Origin of the sequence: Lysobacter enzymogenes (genome assembly GCF_023617245.1) — a bacterium.
Classification (GTDB): domain Bacteria; phylum Pseudomonadota; class Gammaproteobacteria; order Xanthomonadales; family Xanthomonadaceae; genus Lysobacter; species Lysobacter yananisis.
Map to the genome: position 1 here is coordinate 5,119,114 of NZ_CP067396.1, position 16,562 is coordinate 5,135,675.

General features: G+C 70.2%; 12 protein-coding genes. 9 read left to right on the forward strand and 3 right to left on the reverse strand.

The genetic code is table 11. From position 1 onward, the window contains the following. Positions 1 to 31: 31 nt before the first annotated feature. A complete protein-coding gene (locus tag JHW41_RS21170) occupies positions 32 to 1,480 on the forward strand; it encodes a T6SS phospholipase effector Tle1-like catalytic domain-containing protein (RefSeq protein ID WP_250446484.1) in 1,449 nt (482 codons plus the stop codon). A gap of 19 nt (positions 1,481 to 1,499) precedes the next feature. Here the strand turns inward: JHW41_RS21170 and JHW41_RS21175 are convergent, their stop codons facing one another. After that, positions 1,500 to 2,354 carry an NmrA family NAD(P)-binding protein gene (locus JHW41_RS21175; protein ID WP_250446487.1) on the reverse strand — a complete coding sequence of 285 codons (855 nt, stop codon included), beginning with the start codon at positions 2,352 to 2,354 and terminating at the stop codon, positions 1,500 to 1,502. A 463-nt stretch (positions 2,355 to 2,817) separates the two neighbouring features. After that, the gene (gene glmS / locus JHW41_RS21180) at positions 2,818 to 4,650 is read right to left on the reverse strand and encodes a glutamine--fructose-6-phosphate transaminase (isomerizing) (RefSeq protein WP_250446490.1); all 1,833 of its coding nucleotides are present in this window, start codon (positions 4,648 to 4,650) and stop codon (positions 2,818 to 2,820) included. A gap of 185 nt (positions 4,651 to 4,835) precedes the next feature. Here glmS and JHW41_RS21185 point away from each other — a divergent pair, with 185 nt between their 5' ends. The 8 genes from JHW41_RS21185 to JHW41_RS21220 all read left to right on the forward strand — a co-directional run bounded on the left by JHW41_RS21185 (position 4,836) and on the right by JHW41_RS21220 (position 14,863). After that, the gene (locus JHW41_RS21185; protein WP_250446493.1) at positions 4,836 to 6,119 is read left to right on the forward strand and encodes an efflux RND transporter periplasmic adaptor subunit; all 1,284 of its coding nucleotides are present in this window, start codon (positions 4,836 to 4,838) and stop codon (positions 6,117 to 6,119) included. A gap of 2 nt (positions 6,120 to 6,121) precedes the next feature. Further along, positions 6,122 to 6,331 carry a hypothetical protein gene (locus JHW41_RS21190; RefSeq protein ID WP_057946228.1) on the forward strand — a complete coding sequence of 70 codons (210 nt, stop codon included), beginning with the start codon at positions 6,122 to 6,124 and terminating at the stop codon, positions 6,329 to 6,331. 201 nt (positions 6,332 to 6,532) lie between these two features. After that, positions 6,533 to 7,255: an ABC transporter ATP-binding protein gene (locus JHW41_RS21195; RefSeq protein ID WP_057946227.1), complete on the forward strand. Its 723-nt coding sequence runs from the start codon at positions 6,533 to 6,535 to the stop codon at positions 7,253 to 7,255. A gap of 10 nt (positions 7,256 to 7,265) precedes the next feature. Further along, positions 7,266 to 8,594 (forward strand): ABC transporter permease, encoded by a 1,329-nt coding sequence (locus JHW41_RS21200; protein WP_057946226.1) that lies wholly within the window; start codon positions 7,266 to 7,268, stop codon positions 8,592 to 8,594. Between the two features lie 7 nt (positions 8,595 to 8,601). Then, positions 8,602 to 9,828: an ABC transporter permease gene (locus tag JHW41_RS21205; protein ID WP_057946225.1), complete on the forward strand. Its 1,227-nt coding sequence runs from the start codon at positions 8,602 to 8,604 to the stop codon at positions 9,826 to 9,828. Positions 9,829 to 10,069: 241 nt separating this feature from the next. Next, positions 10,070 to 11,923: a DUF885 domain-containing protein gene (locus JHW41_RS21210; protein ID WP_250446496.1), complete on the forward strand. Its 1,854-nt coding sequence runs from the start codon at positions 10,070 to 10,072 to the stop codon at positions 11,921 to 11,923. A 259-nt stretch (positions 11,924 to 12,182) separates the two neighbouring features. Beyond that, positions 12,183 to 13,547 carry a sigma-54-dependent transcriptional regulator gene (locus tag JHW41_RS21215; protein ID WP_123649751.1) on the forward strand — a complete coding sequence of 455 codons (1,365 nt, stop codon included), beginning with the start codon at positions 12,183 to 12,185 and terminating at the stop codon, positions 13,545 to 13,547. An 11-nt stretch (positions 13,548 to 13,558) separates the two neighbouring features. Further along, entirely contained in the window at positions 13,559 to 14,863 is a 1,305-nt protein-coding gene (locus tag JHW41_RS21220) for a sensor histidine kinase (RefSeq protein WP_343226567.1), read from the forward strand. Positions 14,864 to 15,121: 258 nt separating this feature from the next. Here JHW41_RS21220 and glmU read toward each other — a convergent pair whose 3' ends face one another. Continuing rightward, on the reverse strand, positions 15,122 to 16,492 hold the full coding sequence (gene glmU / locus JHW41_RS21225) for a bifunctional UDP-N-acetylglucosamine diphosphorylase/glucosamine-1-phosphate N-acetyltransferase GlmU (RefSeq protein WP_057946221.1): 1,371 nt from the start codon (positions 16,490 to 16,492) through the stop codon (positions 15,122 to 15,124). Between the last annotated feature and the right edge of the window lie 70 nt (positions 16,493 to 16,562).

The window sequence follows — 16,562 nt, forward strand, 5'->3', positions numbered from 1 at the left end:
CGGGCCCAATCCGCCGGAGCGACCGCGCCGCATGCCCAAGACCATCCTCATCTTCGCCGACGGCACCGGACAGGCCGGCGGCGTGCGCCCGGACCAGCAGCTCAGCAACATCTACAAGCTGTTCCGCGCCACCCGCGTGGGCCCGGACAGCGCGATCGATCCCAAGCGGCAAGTCGCGTTCTACGACCCGGGCCTGGGCACCGCCACCGCCGCCGGGCGCGTGCGCCTGAATGCCTGGCAGCGGCTGAAGTCCCTGGCCGGGCTGGCATGCGGATTGGGCTTCAGCCGCAATGTGGTCGATTGCTACGAGGCGATCCTAAAGCGCTACGAACCGGGCGACCGGATCTTCCTGTTCGGCTTCAGCCGCGGCGGCTACACGGTGCGCTGCGTGGCCAACGTGTTGAACCTGTGCGGCGTGCCGACCGGCGACGGCCGCGGCGGACCGCTGCCGCGCGCGGGCCGCGCGTTGCGGGCGATCGCCGAAGAAGCCGTGACCCGGGTCTACGAACACGGCGCCGGCCATCCGCGCGAGCGCTTCGAGTCCCAGCGCGAAGCCATCGCCCGCCGCTTCCGCCGCAAGTACGCCGCCGGCGACGATCCCCACCGCGGCGACGTGCATCCCGAGTTCGTCGGCGTGTTCGACGCCGTGGCCGCGTTGGGCCTGCCCTTGCCGACGCGCATGCTGCTGATCCTGGCCGGCCTGCTGGTTGCGCTCATGGCCGCCATCGCGGTCGGCGCGGCGAGCGAGTCGTGGCTGGGCGGCGGCGGGTGGATCGCGTTCGCGGCGACGCTGGCCGCGCTGGGCCTCGGCGTCGCGGCCGCGTACCTCAAGGCGACGCTGCGCTACGCCTCGGCCGATGTCCGCGGCGGCGGCCCGCGCTTTCATCTGGCGCTGTGGAATTCGGAACATTACGACCGGCTGCTGGACCCGCGCATCGCCCAGGTCCGCCACGCCCTGGCGATCGACGAAAACCGCCGCCAGTTCGGCCGGGTCACCTGGGGCGGCAGCGGCAACCGTCAGCAGATCGACGAAGGCCGCTTCAAGCAGCGCTGGTTCGCCGGCAACCACTCCGACATCGGCGGCAGTTATCCGGAAGACGAATCGCGATTGTCGGACATCGCCCTGGCCTGGATGGTGGACGAGCTCCAGAAGTTGCCGCAGCCGATCCAACTGGACCGCAGCAAACTGCAGCTGTACCCCGACGCCTGCGGCCTGCAGCACTGCGAGATATTCGCGCAACGGCAACGGCATCCGTGGCTGTCGCGGATCGCCGCCTGGCCGCGCGCGGCGCGCGCGCCCGGGCCGGACCTGGATCCCAGCGTGCTGGAACGGCTACGGGCGGAACGGGTGACGATCTGCGACCTCGACGGCGCCTATCGCCCGGATGCGCTGAAGCGCCATCGCGGGCTCGAAATGTATTACCCGCCAGCCTCGGCCGACTCGCCCGCTGCCGCAACCTCGCAGACCTCGGCGCCCTAGCCCGGAGGCCAACGCGTTGCTACACCCCGACCAGCGCGTCGATGTACTCGCGCAAGCCGGTCGCCCCGCACACCGGATCGTCCGCCAGCTCCAGTTTGTCGACGGTCAGCGCGGTCATCGCCGCATACGATTCGGCCGCCGCCTGCGAAAAGCCCTGCTCGCGAAATCCCTCGACCCATCGGTCGCGCGGCACTTCCTCGACCGCGACTTCGCGCCGCAGCGCGCTGGCGAAGCAGGCCGCCACGTCGCGCGGCGAATAGCGCCTCGGCCCCTCGACGTAGCGCAGCACGCGCTCGTCGACCGGGGCGGTCATCAATTCGGCCGCTGCCAGGCCCAGATCGCGCGGCGCCACCATCGGCAGACGGAAGTCGGCCGGCAGGAAACTGCGCACGGTGCCGTCGTCGCGCGCGCCCGCTAGCGACGCATCCCAATTGCTCATGTAGTACGCGGCGCGGATCGTGCTGAACGGAATCGGTTGCGCGGCCAGCGCGCGCTCCATCGCGTACAGCACGCCGAGGTCGCCAGCGCGCTCGACCGGCTGGGCGCCGTAGGTCGACTCGGCGACGATCTTTTCCAGGCCCGAATCCTCCAGCGCGGCCAGGATCGAATACAGGCTGGCCTTCTCCGCCGCATCGCTGTCGCCGCCGACGTCGCCGGGCGGATTGAGCAGGAACAGCCGGCGCCCCTGGCGGAACAACCGCCGCAGGCCGGCGGTGTCGTGCACGTCCGCCAGCGCCACCTGCGCGCCGCGCGCCAGCCAGGGCTCGCGCTGCCGCGGGTCGTGGCTCACCACGGTCACCGGCTCGCCGCGCGCGATCAACTCGCACGCCAGCGCCGAGCCTACATGTCCGGTTCCGCCTAACACGATATGCATGCCGATGCCTGCGTCGGGAACGATGCGCGCCAGATTAGGCGCGTCGCGGTAAGGCCGGCGGCATGGGGAGGTGAAGAGAACGTAGCGCGGCTGCGGCGCTTAGCGCGTGGTCCGTGTCGGCGTCGGCGCGATCCTCAGCCAGAACAGCGCTCGCCACCGTAGTTCCGGGCAGGATGGGAACGATTCGGTTCTCGCCAAGCACTGACAAAGCAAAAAGCAAAATGGATTCCGGCGTTCGCCGGAATGACGGTATTGTGGGGACGCCGGCGCATGATCGCCGCGGCCCCCTCACCCCGTCATTCCCCTCACCCCGTCATTCCCCTCACACCGTCATTCCCCTCACACCGTCATTCCGGCGAAAGCCGGAACCCATTTTGATCTTGCCGTTGCTATTGCTGCAGTTGTCGCTGCTACTGCGGCAACCAGCGCCGCGAGCCCAAGCCCGCGGCGCCGCCACGACCGCTTACTCCACCGTAACCGCCTTCGCCAGATTCCGCGGCTTGTCCACATCCGTCCCCCGCGCCAGCGCCGCGTGATACGCCAGCAGCTGCACCGGGATCGCATGCACCACCGGCGACAGCACGCCCACATGGCGCGGCGTGCGGATCACGTGCACCTGCTCGGATTCGCCGAAGTGGCTGTCCAGGTCGGCGAACACGAACATCTCGCCGCCGCGCGCGCGCACTTCCTGGATGTTCGACTTCACCTTCTCCAGCAGCTTGTCGTTCGGCGCGATCACCACCACCGGCATCGCCGCGTCCACCAGCGCCAGCGGGCCGTGCTTGAGCTCGCCCGCCGGATACGCTTCGGCGTGGATGTACGAGATTTCCTTAAGCTTGAGCGCGCCTTCCAGCGCGATCGGGTAATGCACCCCGCGCCCCAGGAACAGCGCGTGGTGCTTGGGCGCGAAACGCTCGGCCCAGCCGGCCACCTGCGGCTCCAGGTTCAGCGCGTGCTGCACGCTGCCGGGCAGGTGGCGCAGCGCGTCGAGGTATTCGGCTTCGCGTTCCTCGCTCAGCGCGCCGCGCAGCTTGGCCAGGGTCGCGGTCAGGGTGAACAGCGCCACCAGCTGCGTGGTGAAGGCCTTGGTCGAGGCCACGCCGATCTCGGCGCCGGCGCGGGTGTAGTACACCAGCTTGCTCGCGCGCGGGATCGCGCTCTCGGGCACGTTGCAGATCGACAGCGTCTTCTCATGCCCGAGCGACTTGGCGTATTTCAACGCCTCCATCGTGTCCAGCGTTTCGCCCGACTGCGAAATCGTCACGATCAACTGCTTCGGGTTCGCCACCGCCGCGCGGTAGCGGTATTCGCTGGCGATCTCGACCTGGCACGGCAGGCCGGCGATGGCTTCGATCCAGTAGCGCGCGGTCAGGCCGGCGTAATAGCTGGTGCCGCAGGCCAGGATCTGCACGCCCTCGACGCCGGCGAACACCTCTTCGGCCTTGGCCCCGAACAACGACGCGCTGAACCCGTTGTTGTCGATCACCGCCTCGATCGTGTCGGCGATCGCGCGCGGCTGCTCGTGGATCTCCTTCTGCATGAAGTGCCGGTACGGCCCCAGTTCCAGCGAGGCCAGCGACACGTCCGACAGGTGCACTTCGCGCTCGATCGCCGCGCCGCCCGCATCGAACACCCGCACCGCGGCGCGGGTGATCTCGGCGGTGTCGCCTTCTTCCAGGAAGATCACCCGGCGCGTGGCCTGCACGATCGCCGAGACGTCGCTGGCGACGAAGTTCTCGCCCTCGCCGAGGCCGACCAGCAGCGGGCAGCCCATGCGCGCGGCGATCAAGCGACCCGGCTCGTTCAAGCTCACCACCGCGATCGCGTATGCGCCGACCAGCTCGCGCGCCGCCGATTGCACCGCGGCGAGCAGATCGAGCCCTTGCCGCAGATGGAAATGCACCAAATGCGCGATCACCTCGGTGTCGGTCTGCGATTCGAACGCATAACCGGCCGCGCGCAAACGCTCGCGCTGCTCGTCGTGGTTCTCGATGATGCCGTTGTGCACCACCGCCAGTTCGCCGAAGCTGATGTGCGGATGCGCATTGGCCTCGGTGACGCCGCCGTGGGTCGCCCAGCGCGTATGGCCGATGCCGACCTGCGCGCTGAAACCCTCGGCCTGGGCCGCGTTCTCCATCTCCGACACGCGCCCGGTCCGGCGCACCCGGCGCAGTTGCGCGCCGTCGAACACGGCGATGCCCGCCGAGTCGTAACCGCGGTATTCCAACCGCTTCAGGCCGTCGATCAGGACCGGTACCACATCGCGATCGGCGATCGCGCCAACGATTCCGCACATGCTGGAGTCGCTCCAAGAAATGTGACCGCATTCTAGCTGCGGACGGGCCCGGACGGTGTCCGCGCGGACGCCCTGTCCGGACGGACGGACGCCCGGACAGCCGCCACACGCCATAAAAATCAATAACTTAAAGTTGGCACGGGATGTGCTTGGCATTAGGGCAAAGACCCTGCCGAGCGCCTTCGATGAGCATCCGCGACACCTCCGCCCAAGACCACCGCGTCGCCCCCGCCGCCGGCCGGAGCCGTCGCCGCCTGCAATGGGCGCTGGGCGCCGCGGTCGGCGCGCTGGTGCTCGGCGCCGGCGCCTGGGTCGCCGCCGGTTGGGCCGCTGGCGGCGCCTCGGTCTCGGCCGAGCGCCTGCGCATCGCCGAGGTCAAGCGCGGCGACCTGGTCCGCGACATCGCCGCCGACGGCCGGGTGATCGCGGCCAACAACCCGATCCTCTACGCCATCGCCGGCGGTTCGGTCGACCTCAAGGTCGTCGCTGGCGACGTGGTGCGCAAGGGCCAGGTGCTGGCCGAGATCGACAGCCCGGAACTGCGCAGCAAGCTCGCCCAGGAGCAGTCCACCCTGGCCGGCCTGGAAGCCGAGGCCAGCCGCGCCGAACTCGACGGCGAACTGGCGCGCTCGACCGCGCGCAAGGAATTCGACCAGGCCGGCATCGACCGCGTCGCCGCCGAGCGCGATCTGGAGCGCTACAACCGCGCCTTCGAAGGCGGCGCGGTGGCCAAGGTCGACGTGGCCAAGGCCCAGGACGAACTGAAGAAGGCCGAGATCGGCCTGAGCCACGCGCGCGAAGGCCTGGGCCGCCAGGACCGCAGCGCCGCGCTGGACGCGCGCAACAAGCGCCTGCTGGCGCAGCGCCAGGCCGCCATCGTCGCCGAGGCCCAGCGCCAGGTCGATGCGCTGACCCTGCGCGCGCCGTTCGATGGCCAGGTCGGCCAGGTGCAGGTGGCGCAGCGCGCCAACGTCGCCATCAACGATCCGGTGCTGAGCGTGGTCGACCTGAGCGTGTTCGAGGTCGAGATCAAGGTGCCGGAAAGCTTCGCCCGCGACCTCGCCATCGGCATGCCGGCGCAGATCGCCGGCAACGACGGCAAGTCCTACGCGGCCAGGATCTCGGCGGTGTCGCCGGAAGTGGTCGCCGGCGAAGTGGTCAGCCGCCTGCGCTTCGCCGGCGCGCAGCCGCCGGCGCTGCGCCAGAACCAGCGCCTGAGCGCGCGCATCGTGCTCGACACCCGCCGCAACGCGCTCACCGTCGAGCGCGGGCCGTTCCTGGAACAGGACGGCGGCACCACCGCCTACGTGGTCGCCGGCGGCGTCGCCACCCGTCGCGCCATCCGCACCGGCGCGAGCAGCCTGAGCCAAGTGGAAATCCTCGAGGGCCTGCAGCCGGGAGAACGCATCGTCGTCTCCGGCGCAGACCAGTTCGCCAACGCCGAAACCGTCCGCATCTCCGGAGAATGATCATGAACGCCGCCAACAACGCCTACGACTTCGCCCCGCTGTGGAACGCCCAGGAACTGACCGATGCGGTGCCGCTGCGCCTGCACCAGTTGATCGACTTCAACCACGACGGCGAGCGCGCCGACAGCGCCAACGCCGCCGCTCCGGCGCCCAAGCGCAACCGCCTGCGCTTCGCCGCCGCGATCGCGCTGCCGCTGTTCTCGGTGCGTTGAGGCGCGCTGCGTGTTGCAGGTGCCGCGCGTCCGCCGGGCCGTCATCCCCGCGCAGATGGAAATCCAGGGCTTCATCGATGCATGACGCTGAAGTCTCTGGATTCCCGCCTGCGCGGGGATGACGGTCCGAAGGCCGCACCGCCCCGATCCATCTCCCATCCCGAATCCCCAATCTCCAATCCCCGCTGCAAGGACACCGCCATGCTGCAGATGCGCCAGGTCACCAAGGTCTACCGCACCGAACTCGTCGAAACCCACGCGCTGCGCTCGCTGGACCTGCACGTGCGCGACGGCGAATTCGTCGCCGTGACCGGGCCGTCGGGTTCGGGCAAGACCACCTTCCTCAACATCGCCGGCCTGCTGGAGACCTTCACCGGCGGCGAGTACACGCTCGACGGCGAGAACGTCAGCGGCCTGTCCGACGACGCGCGTTCGCGCCTGCGCAACCAGAAGATCGGCTTCATCTTCCAGAGCTTCAACCTGATTCCCGACCTCAACCTGTTCGACAACTGCGACGTCCCGCTGCGCTACCGGCGCATGCCCGCGGCCGAGCGCCGCGAGCGCATCGAGCAGGCGCTGACCCAGGTCGGCCTGGGCTCGCGCATGCGCCACTACCCGACCGAACTGTCCGGCGGCCAGCAGCAGCGCGCGGCGATCGCGCGCGCGCTGGCCGGCTCGCCGCGGCTGCTGCTGGCCGACGAACCCACCGGCAACCTGGATTCGCAGATGGCGCGCGGGGTGATGGAACTGTTGGAGGACATCAACGCCCAGGGCACCACCATCGTCATGGTCACCCACGATCCGGAACTGGCCGCGCGCGCACAGCGCAACGTGCACATCGTCGACGGCATGGCCACCGACCTGCGCGCCGAGCCGAGCCTGATCCGCGCCGCGGCGGGCGCCACCGCCGACGCCACCGCCTGAGGCCGCGCCCATGTCCGGCAACAGCCAGTTCGTCTATTACCTGCAACTCGCCGCGCGCAGCTTCAAGCGCAACCGGGTGCTGACCGCGCTGATGGTGGTCGCCATCGCGCTCGGCATCGGCGCGGCGATGACCACCCTGACCGTGTTCTACGTGCTCTCCGGCGATCCGCTGCCGGGCCAGAGCCAGAACCTGTTCCACCCGCGCCTGGAGCCGCGCTCGATGACCGGCTACGTGCCCAACCACGAGCCTTCCGACAGCATGACCCGTTTCGACGCCGAAACGCTGCTGCGCGAAGCGCGCGCCGACCGCCAGGCGCTGATGACCGCCGGCAACGTGGCGATCGAACCGCGCCGCGACAACCTGCCGGCGTTCCGCCAGAACTCGCGCTTCACCTCGGCCGACTTCTTCCCCATGTTCAAGGTGCCGTTCAAGTACGGCGCCGCGTGGACCGGCAAGGAAGACGCCGACCGCGCGCGCGTGGCGGTGCTCGGCAAGACCCTCAACGACCGCCTGTTCGGCGGCGTCGACAGCGTCGGCAAGTCGGTGTGGGTGGACAACCACGAACTGCGCGTGGTCGGGGTGATCGAGTCCTGGCATCCGCAGCCCAACTTCTACGACCTGACCCTGCAGCGCGGCTTCGGCGAGCCCGAAGACTTGTTCGTGCCGTTCAGCACCTCGCGCGACCTGCGCATGAATCCGCAAGGCAACATCGATTGCTGGGGCGACAGCAGCGCCTTGCCGGAAGGCAACCGCTCGCTCAACGCCGAATGCGCCTGGGTCCAGTACTGGGTGGAACTGGGCAGCGCGCAGAAGGCCGACGCCTACCGCCAGTACCTGGTCAACTACAGCGCGCAGCAACGCGCCGCCGGCCGCTTCGTGCGCCCGACCGCGCCCGAGCTCGACACGCTGATGGGCTGGCTCGACTACAAGCGCGTGGTGCCGGCCGACGTGCGCCTGCAGATGTGGCTGGCGTTCGGCTTTCTCGCGGTGTGCCTGCTCAACACGGTCGGCCTGCTGCTGGCCAAGTTCCTGCGCCGCTCCGGCGAGATCGGCGTGCGCCGCGCGCTCGGCGCCACCCGCCGCCAGATCTTCGCCCAGTGCCTGACCGAAGCCGGCAGCGTCGGCCTCGCCGGCGGCCTGCTCGGCCTGCTGCTGGCCCAGCTCGGCCTGTGGGCGGTGCGCCAGCAGCAGACCAGTTATGCGGGACTGGCCCACCTGGACCCGACCATGCTCGCTTTCACCTTCGTCCTGGCCGTCGCCGCCAGCGTGCTGGCCGGGCTGCTGCCCGCCTGGCGCGCTTGCCAGGTGACGCCCGCCATCCAGCTCAAGAGCCAGTGAGGCCCGCATGGACATCCGTCCGATCCTGACCACCCTGCGCCGGCACAAGACCGCCGCCGCGCTGATCGTGTTCGAAGTCGCGCTGACCTGCGCGATCATCTGCAACGCGCTGTTCCTGATCCAGACCCGCATCGCCCGCCTCGACCGCCCCAGCGGCATGGCCGAGAAGGAACTGCTGGCGCTGCGCATCAGCGACATCAGCAACGGCAACGAAACCGACGCGCTGACCCGCTCCGACCTGGCCGCGCTGCGCGCGATCCCCGGCGTGCGCTCGGCCACCATCAGCAACCAGGTGCGCTACGGCGATTCGGCCTGGAACTCCGGCATCGGCCCCAAGCCGAGCCAACAGGTGGAAACCGCCAGCGTCACCACGTTCTTCGGCGACGCCCAGTTGCTCGACACGCTGGGCGCCAAGCTGGTCGCCGGGCGCAACTTCAGCGAAGACGAAATCGTCGATTTCAACCAGCGGATCAAGCCCGACGCGCCGCCGATCCCGGTCGCGATCGTCACCAAGGCGCTGGCCGACAAGCTGTTTCCCGGCCAGGACCCGCTCGGGCGCCCGTTCTACAACGGCGGCACCGACGGCATCCGCATCATCGGCGTGATCGAGCACCTGCTGCGCCCGAACGAACTCACCGGGCCGGCGGCGGCGGATTACTCGGTGATCTTTCCCAGCCGGGTGGACTACAACAACGGCTTCTACCTGATCCGGGTGAACGATCCCGCCCAGCGCAAGCAGGTGCTGGAGGCCGTCGGTCGCACCCTGAGCAAGAACGGGTCGCAGCGCATCCTCGACAAGGACTACGGCGTGCTGGAGGAGATGGCCGACAAGTTCCACCGCACCGACCGCTCGATGGTGTGGCTGCTCGGCGCGGTGTGCGTGGCGCTGCTGATCGTCACCGCGCTCGGCATCGTCGGCCTGGCCAGCTTCTGGGTGCAGCAGCGGACCAAGCAGATCGGCGTGCGCCGCGCGCTCGGCGCCACCCGCGGGCAGATCCTGCGCTACTTCCAGACCGAGAACTTCCTGCTGACCGGCATCGGCATCGTGCTGGGCATGGTCATCGCGTTCGCGATCAACCTGCTGCTGATGAAGTACTACGAACTGCCGCGGCTGCCGGTGCTGTACCTGCCGCTGGGCGCGCTGAGCCTGTGGCTGCTGGGCCAGTTGGCGGTGTACGGCCCGGCCCGGCGCGCGGCGATGGTGCCGCCGGCCTTGGCCACGCGCGCGGCGTAATCGTCGCGCGCGACCGAAGCGCCGCTGCCGCGACCGCGTCCCGGTCGCCGGCAGCGGCGGCCGGGATCGGCTGAAGCCGCATCGCGCGTCCCGGTGTCGTCGGTGGTACTGGCCGCGGCGCACGACGGCCGCTGCATCTTGCCTCTCGTCTTGCGTTGCATCCGCCCCGTCCGGCGTACGCGCCGGGCGATCCGGGACGTCGCGCCTCGCGCACGCCCCTTCTCCCGTCACGGAGCCTTCCATGAGCCGAAGCTTTTCCCACCGTGTACTGCGTCCTGCGCTGCGCATCGCCCTGCTGTCCGCCGCGCTCGCCGCTGCGCCGGCCCTGCCTGCATTCGCGGCGCCCGCGGCCGCGGCCGACGCGCAAGCCGCCGACGTCGCCGCGCGGCTCAAGGCCTTCAACGCCCTGCTCGACGAGCAATGGGAAGACCTGATGCAACAACTGCCCGAGCAGGCCAGCTTCTTCGGCGACTATCGCCGCAACGACGCGTGGGCGGATTACTCGCTGGCCGGCGCCGCACGCATGAACCGCAGCAACCGCGCCATGCTGGCGAAGTTCGAGGCGGTCGACACCCGCGGCTTCGCCGAGGCCGACCGGCTCAACCACCGGCTGATGGTGGATTGGCTCAGCAGCTCGCTGCGCAGCTACGAACTGAAGACCTACGAAATGCCGCTGGACCAGTTCGTCGGCGTGCACCTCAACCTGACCGCGCTGGCCAGCGCGTTCCCGTTCGACAACGCGCGCCAGTACCAGGACTACGTCGCGCGCCTGCGCGGCCTGCCCAAGCTGCTCGAACAGGTCACCGACGTGGCCCGGCAAGGGTTCAAGGACGGGCTGATGCCGCCGCGCTACCTGCTGGAAAAGGTCGCCAAGCAGTGCGACGACCTGGCCGCGCCGGCCGGCGCCGACAACGTGTTCGCCGCGTCGCTGAAGAAATTCCCCGACAGCGTGCCGGCCGCCGAACGCGAGCGCCTGCGCGGCGAGATCGTCGCGGCGATCGACCAGCAGGTGCGCCCGGCCTTCCGCGAACTCGCCCGGTTCGTGCGCGAGGACTACGCGCCGCACGGCCGCGAGCAATACGGCGTGTGGTCGCTGCCGAACGGCGAGGCGATCTACCGCGACGCGATCGAGGAATACACCACCACCCGGGCGACGCCCGAGCAGATCCACCGCCTCGGCCTGAGCGAAGTGGAGCGCATCGAGAAAGCGCAGAGCGAGATCGCCCGGCGCCTGGGCTACGCCGACCTGAAAGCGATGCGCAAGGCGGTCGCCGCCGATCCCGCGCATCACGCCAGCTCGCGCGAACAGATCGTCGACGAGTACCGCAAGTACCTCGCGCAGATGGAAACCAAGCTGCCGCAGCTGTTCGGCACCCTGCCCAAGGCCAAGGTGCAGGTGCAGGCGGTGGAGACCTGGCGCGAGAAGGAAGCCTCGGCCGCGCAGTACATGGCCGGCACGCCCGACGGCAAGCGCCCGGGCCTGATCACGGTCAACACCGGCGAGCCGGAAAAACGCCTGCTGACCCGGATCGAAGCGGTGGCCTACCACGAGGGCGTGCCCGGCCATCACCTGCAGATGAGCATCGCCCGCGAACTGCCGGCGCTGCCGAAGTTCCGCACCCTGCTCGGCCAACTCGCCTTCATCGAAGGCTGGGGCCTGTACTCGGAGGAACTGGGCAAGGACGTCGGCCTCTACCAGGACCCGTACAGCGACTTCGGCCGGCTCTCCGAAGAACTGATCCGCGCCAACCGCCTGGTGCTGGACACCGGCGTGCACTACAAGCGCTGGAGCCGCGAGCAGATGGTGCAGTGGATGCGCGAACACTCCGACATGGAGGAGCCCGATATCCAGGCCGAGACCGACCGCTACATCGCCTGGCCGGGCCAGGCGCTGGCCTACAAGATGGGCCAGCTCAAGATCCGCGAACTGCGCGCGCGGGCGCAGCGCGAACTGGGCCCGCGCTTCGACCTGCGCGCGTTCCACGACCGCGTGCTCGGCGGCGGCGCGCTGCCGTTGCGCGAACTGGAATCGCAGATCGACGCATGGATCGCCGCGGTCAAGGCCGGCGGCGCCGGCGCGGCGGCGGCGAAGTGAACCGGCGCGCCGCGGTGGCGTCGCGCGCGCCATCGCTGCGCGTCCGGCCGGCCGACGCGCGCGCACGGCGTCGTTGCGGCGAAGACCGGCATCCGCCGGACCTTCGCCGCTGATGCGCGCCGCAGCGCGCCGCGCCACCTCTCGCCGCGCGCCTGCGCCTTCCGGCCTACGCCAGCGCCGACCCGCGCTGGCATACTCGGCACCTGGAAACCGCGCGCCCTGCCGCGCTTTCCGCATCTCCCTCCGCACACGGCCCCGCATGCGCACCGTCCTGGTCATCGACGACAACCCCGCGGTCGGCACCGCCCTGGACCTGCTGTTCGGGCTGCGCGATATCCGCGTGCTGACCGCGCAATCGCCGCAGCAGGGCCTGGACCTGCTCGCGCGCGAGGACATCGGCCTGGTGCTGCAGGACATGAACTTCACCGCCGACACCACCTCCGGCCAGGAAGGCGTGGCGCTGTTCCGCGCGATCCGCGCGCGCCATCCGGACTTGCCGATCATCCTGCTGACCGCCTGGACCCACCTGGACATCGCGGTCGACCTGGCCAAGGCCGGCGCCGCCGATTACCTGGCCAAGCCCTGGGACGACCAGAAGCTGCTGGCCAGCGTCGAAAACCTGCTCGAACTCGGCGCCAGCACGCGCGAGGTCAGCCGCCTGCACGAGCAGCGCCGCCGCGCCGTGCGCGAGCTGGAAGCGCGCTACGACCTGCGCGGACTGGTGTTCGCCTCCGAACCGATGACCCGGGTGGTCGAACTCGCCTGCCACGTCGCCCGCGCCGACGTGCCGGTGCTGATCGTCGGCCCCAACGGCGCGGGCAAGGAAAAGATCGCCGAGATCGTGCAGGCCAATTCGGCGGTCAAGAGCGGCCCGTTCGTGACCTTGAACTGCGGCGCGCTGCCGACCGAACTGATCGAGGCCGAACTGTTCGGCGCCGACGCGGGCGCCTACACCGGCGCCAACAAGATGCGCGAGGGCAAGTTCGAGGCCGCCGACGGCGGCACCTTGTTCCTCGACGAGATCGGCAACCTGCCGCCGGCCGGGCAGATGAAGCTGCTGCGCGTGCTCGAAACCGGCCGCTTCGAGCGGCTGGGTTCCAACCGCGAGCGCCAGGTGCGGGTGCGGGTGATCAGCGCGACCAACGCCGACTTGCCGGCGATGATCCGCGACGGCCGCTTCCGCGAAGATCTCTACTACCGCCTCAACACCATCCAGATCGCGATCGCGCCGCTGGGCGAGCGCCGCGACGACGTGCTGCCGCTGGCGCGGCATTTCCTCGCCGACAATCCGCTCGCCGCCGGCAAGCGCCTGGGCGAGGACGCCGAACGCGCGCTGCTCGCGCACCCGTGGCCCGGCAACGTGCGCGAGCTGCGCAACACCCTGCAGCGCGCGGCCCTGCTGGCGCGCGGCGACAGCATCGCCGCGGCCGATCTCGGCCTGCCGGCGGCGCCCGCGACGGCGGCCGCGGCGCAAGCGGCCGGCGCCGAGGAACCCGACCGCGCCGCGATCGAAGCGGCGATCGAACGCGCCGGCGGCGTGCTCGCGCAGGCCGCCGGCGAACTGGGCCTGTCGCGCCAGGCGCTGTACCGGCGCCTGGACCGGCTCGGCATCAAGCGCGACTGAGGAGAGCGAGCATGCGCCGCCTGCCCTTGAGTTTGTTGTTCGGCGCGGTCGCATTGGCCTATCTGGCCGTGGGCGCGGCGGCGGCGTTGTGGCTGTCGCGACAGCTCACGCCGCCGTGGCTGGCGCTGCCGATCGTGATCGCCGCGCTGGCGCCGCTGCTGTTCTATCACGTGGGCCGTTTGTTCGCGCCGATGAACTCGCTGTTCCGCGCGCTGGCCGGCTCGGTCGCGAGCTACCGCGACGGCGACTATTCCTTCAGCTTCAACTGGAGCGGCCACGGCGACCTGGGCGAGCTGGTGGCCAGCCACAACCGCCTGGGCGACACCCTGCGCGAGCAGCGCCTGAACCTGGTCCAGCGCGAACTGCTGCTCGACACCATGGTGCAGAACACGCCGGTGGCGATGCTGCTGGTGGATCCCTCGCGGCGCGTGGTGCTGGGCAACCTGGCCGCGCGCAAGATGCTCGGCGAGGGCCGGCGCCTGGAAGGCCAGGACTTCGGCGAACTCATGCGCGAGGCGCCGGCGCCGATGCAGGAAGCCTTCGAACGCGGCGGCGACGGCATGTTCAGCGTCGGCGACGTCGAGAACGAGGACATCTACCACTTGTCGCGGCGCATGTTCCGCCTCAACGGCCGCGTCCACGAACTGGTGCTGCTGCGCCAGCTCACCGCCGAACTGCGCCGGCAGGAAGTGCAGACCTGGAAGAAGGTGATCCGGGTGATCAGCCACGAGCTCAACAACTCGCTGGCGCCGATCGCCTCGCTGGCCCACTCCGGCGCCGAGTTGCTGCGCCGCGGCCAGTACGAGCGGCTGCCGACCGCGCTGAACACCATCGAGGAGCGCGCGCGCCATCTGGAAGGCTTCATCCGCGACTACGCCCGCTTCGCCAAGCTGCCGTCGCCGCGGCTGGAACCGATCGAGTGGTCGCGCTTCATCCAGCAGCTGCGCAGCCAGGTCGAGTTCGGCTACGACGGCGTGCAGGGCGAGGCGATCGCGCGGGTCGACGCGGCGCAGCTGGAGCAGAGCCTGATCAACCTGCTCAAGAACGCGCACGAATCGGGTTCGGCGCCGGAGGAAGTGCGCCTGCAGCTGCGGCGCGCGCCCGACGCCTGGCGCATCGACGTGCTCGACCGCGGCACCGGCATGAACGAAGCGGTGCTGGCCAACGCGCTGCTGCCGTTCTACTCGACCAAGCGCAACGGCACCGGCCTGGGCCTGGCGCTGGCGCGCGAGATCGCCGAAGCGCACGGCGGCCGCATCGCCCTGCTCAACCGCGAAGGCGGCGGGTTGTGCGTATCGATGGTGTTGCCGGACTGACCGCGGCGGCGGTCATGGCGCGTCGATAGCGCAGGATTCGGCGGCGGCACATGCAAGTCCGCGGTCGCGGCTCGCGCCGCTCCTACAGGAAGCCGTTGTAGCAGCGGCGCGAGCCGCGACCACGAAGATCCGCACGCCGGCACAACCATCGCCCCCACGTCGTTTCCGCCGCGACGGCGGAATCCATGCGACAACCGATGCCCCTCCATCGCGAAGGAACATCGGCCCGCGTCCGCGCACAGCGCCTCGCGCAGCGCCTCAATCCTTCGGCTTCTTCACCGGCCGCTTCCACCCTTCCACCGTCGCCTGGCGCGCGCGGCCGATGCTCAACTCGCCGGCCGGCGCCGGCCGGGTGATCGTCGAGCCGGCGGCGATGGTCGCGTCCTTGCCGATGGTCACCGGCGCCACCAGCGAGGAGTTGGAGCCGATGAAGGCGCCGTCCTCGATCGTGGTGACCCACTTGTTGACCCCGTCGTAGTTGCAGGTGATGGTGCCCGCGCCGACGTTGACGCCCGCGCCGATGACCGCATCGCCGAGGTAGGTCAGGTGGTTGGCCTTGCTGCCCACGCCGACGCGCGCGTTCTTGGTCTCGACGAAATTGCCCACGTGCGCGCCGTCGGCCAGCACCGTGCCCGGGCGCAGGCGCGCGTAGGGGCCGATCTGCGCGGCGCCCTCGACCGTCACGCCGTCGAGGTCGCAATGCGCGCGCACTTCGGTGCCGGCGCCCAGGCGCACGTCCTTGAGCCGGCAGAACGGGCCGATGCGCACGCCGTCGCCGAGTTCGACCGTGCCTTCCAGGATCGCGTCGACGTCGATCTCGACGTCGCGGCCCACCGTCACCGTGCCGCGCTGGTCGTAGCGCGCCGGGTCGGCCAGGCGCGCGCCCTGCACGCACAGCGCGCGCGCGGCGCGGCGCTGGAACGCGCGTTCGAGCTGGGCCAGCTGCCACGGATCGTTGGCGCCCTCGACTTCGATCGGGTCGTCCACGTGGACCATCTCGGCCGGGCTGTACTCGGCCGCGGCGGAGGCGAACACGTCGGTGAGGTAGTACTCGCCCTGGGCGTTGTCGTTGCCCAGGCGGTCGAGCCAGCGCCGCAGCGGTTCGCCGTCGGCGACCAGGATCCCGGTGTTGACGGTGCGGATCGCGCGCTCGTCCTCGTCGGCGTCCTTGTGCTCGACGATGCGGCCGACCCGGCCTTCCGGATCGCGCACGATGCGGCCGTAGCCGGTCGGGTCGTCGAGGTCGGCGACCAACACCGCCAGCCGTCCGGGCGCGTCGAGCAGGCGCTGCAGGGTCGGCGCGGCGATCAGCGGCACGTCGCCGTACAGCACCAGCACGCGCGCGTCCTGCGGCACGCCCGGCATCGCCTGCTGCACGGCGTGGCCGGTGCCCAGGCGCTGCTCCTGCTCGCTCCAATGCAGGTCGTCCTGGCCGGCGAACGCGGCGCGGACCTGCTCGCCGCCGTGGCCGTAGACCAGGTGGATGCCGGCCGGACGCAGCGCGCGCGCGGTGTCGATCACGTGGGCCAGCATCGGCCGCCCGGCGATCTTCTGCAGCACCTTGGCGGTCGCCGACTTCATCCGCTTGCCCTCGCCGGCGGCGAGAATGACGATGTGCAACTGGTTCATCGACTCATGAGCCATGTACGAAATCTTCCTGAGCTGTTCGGTTGCTTGACGTGGGCCCCCCGTCGGAGCC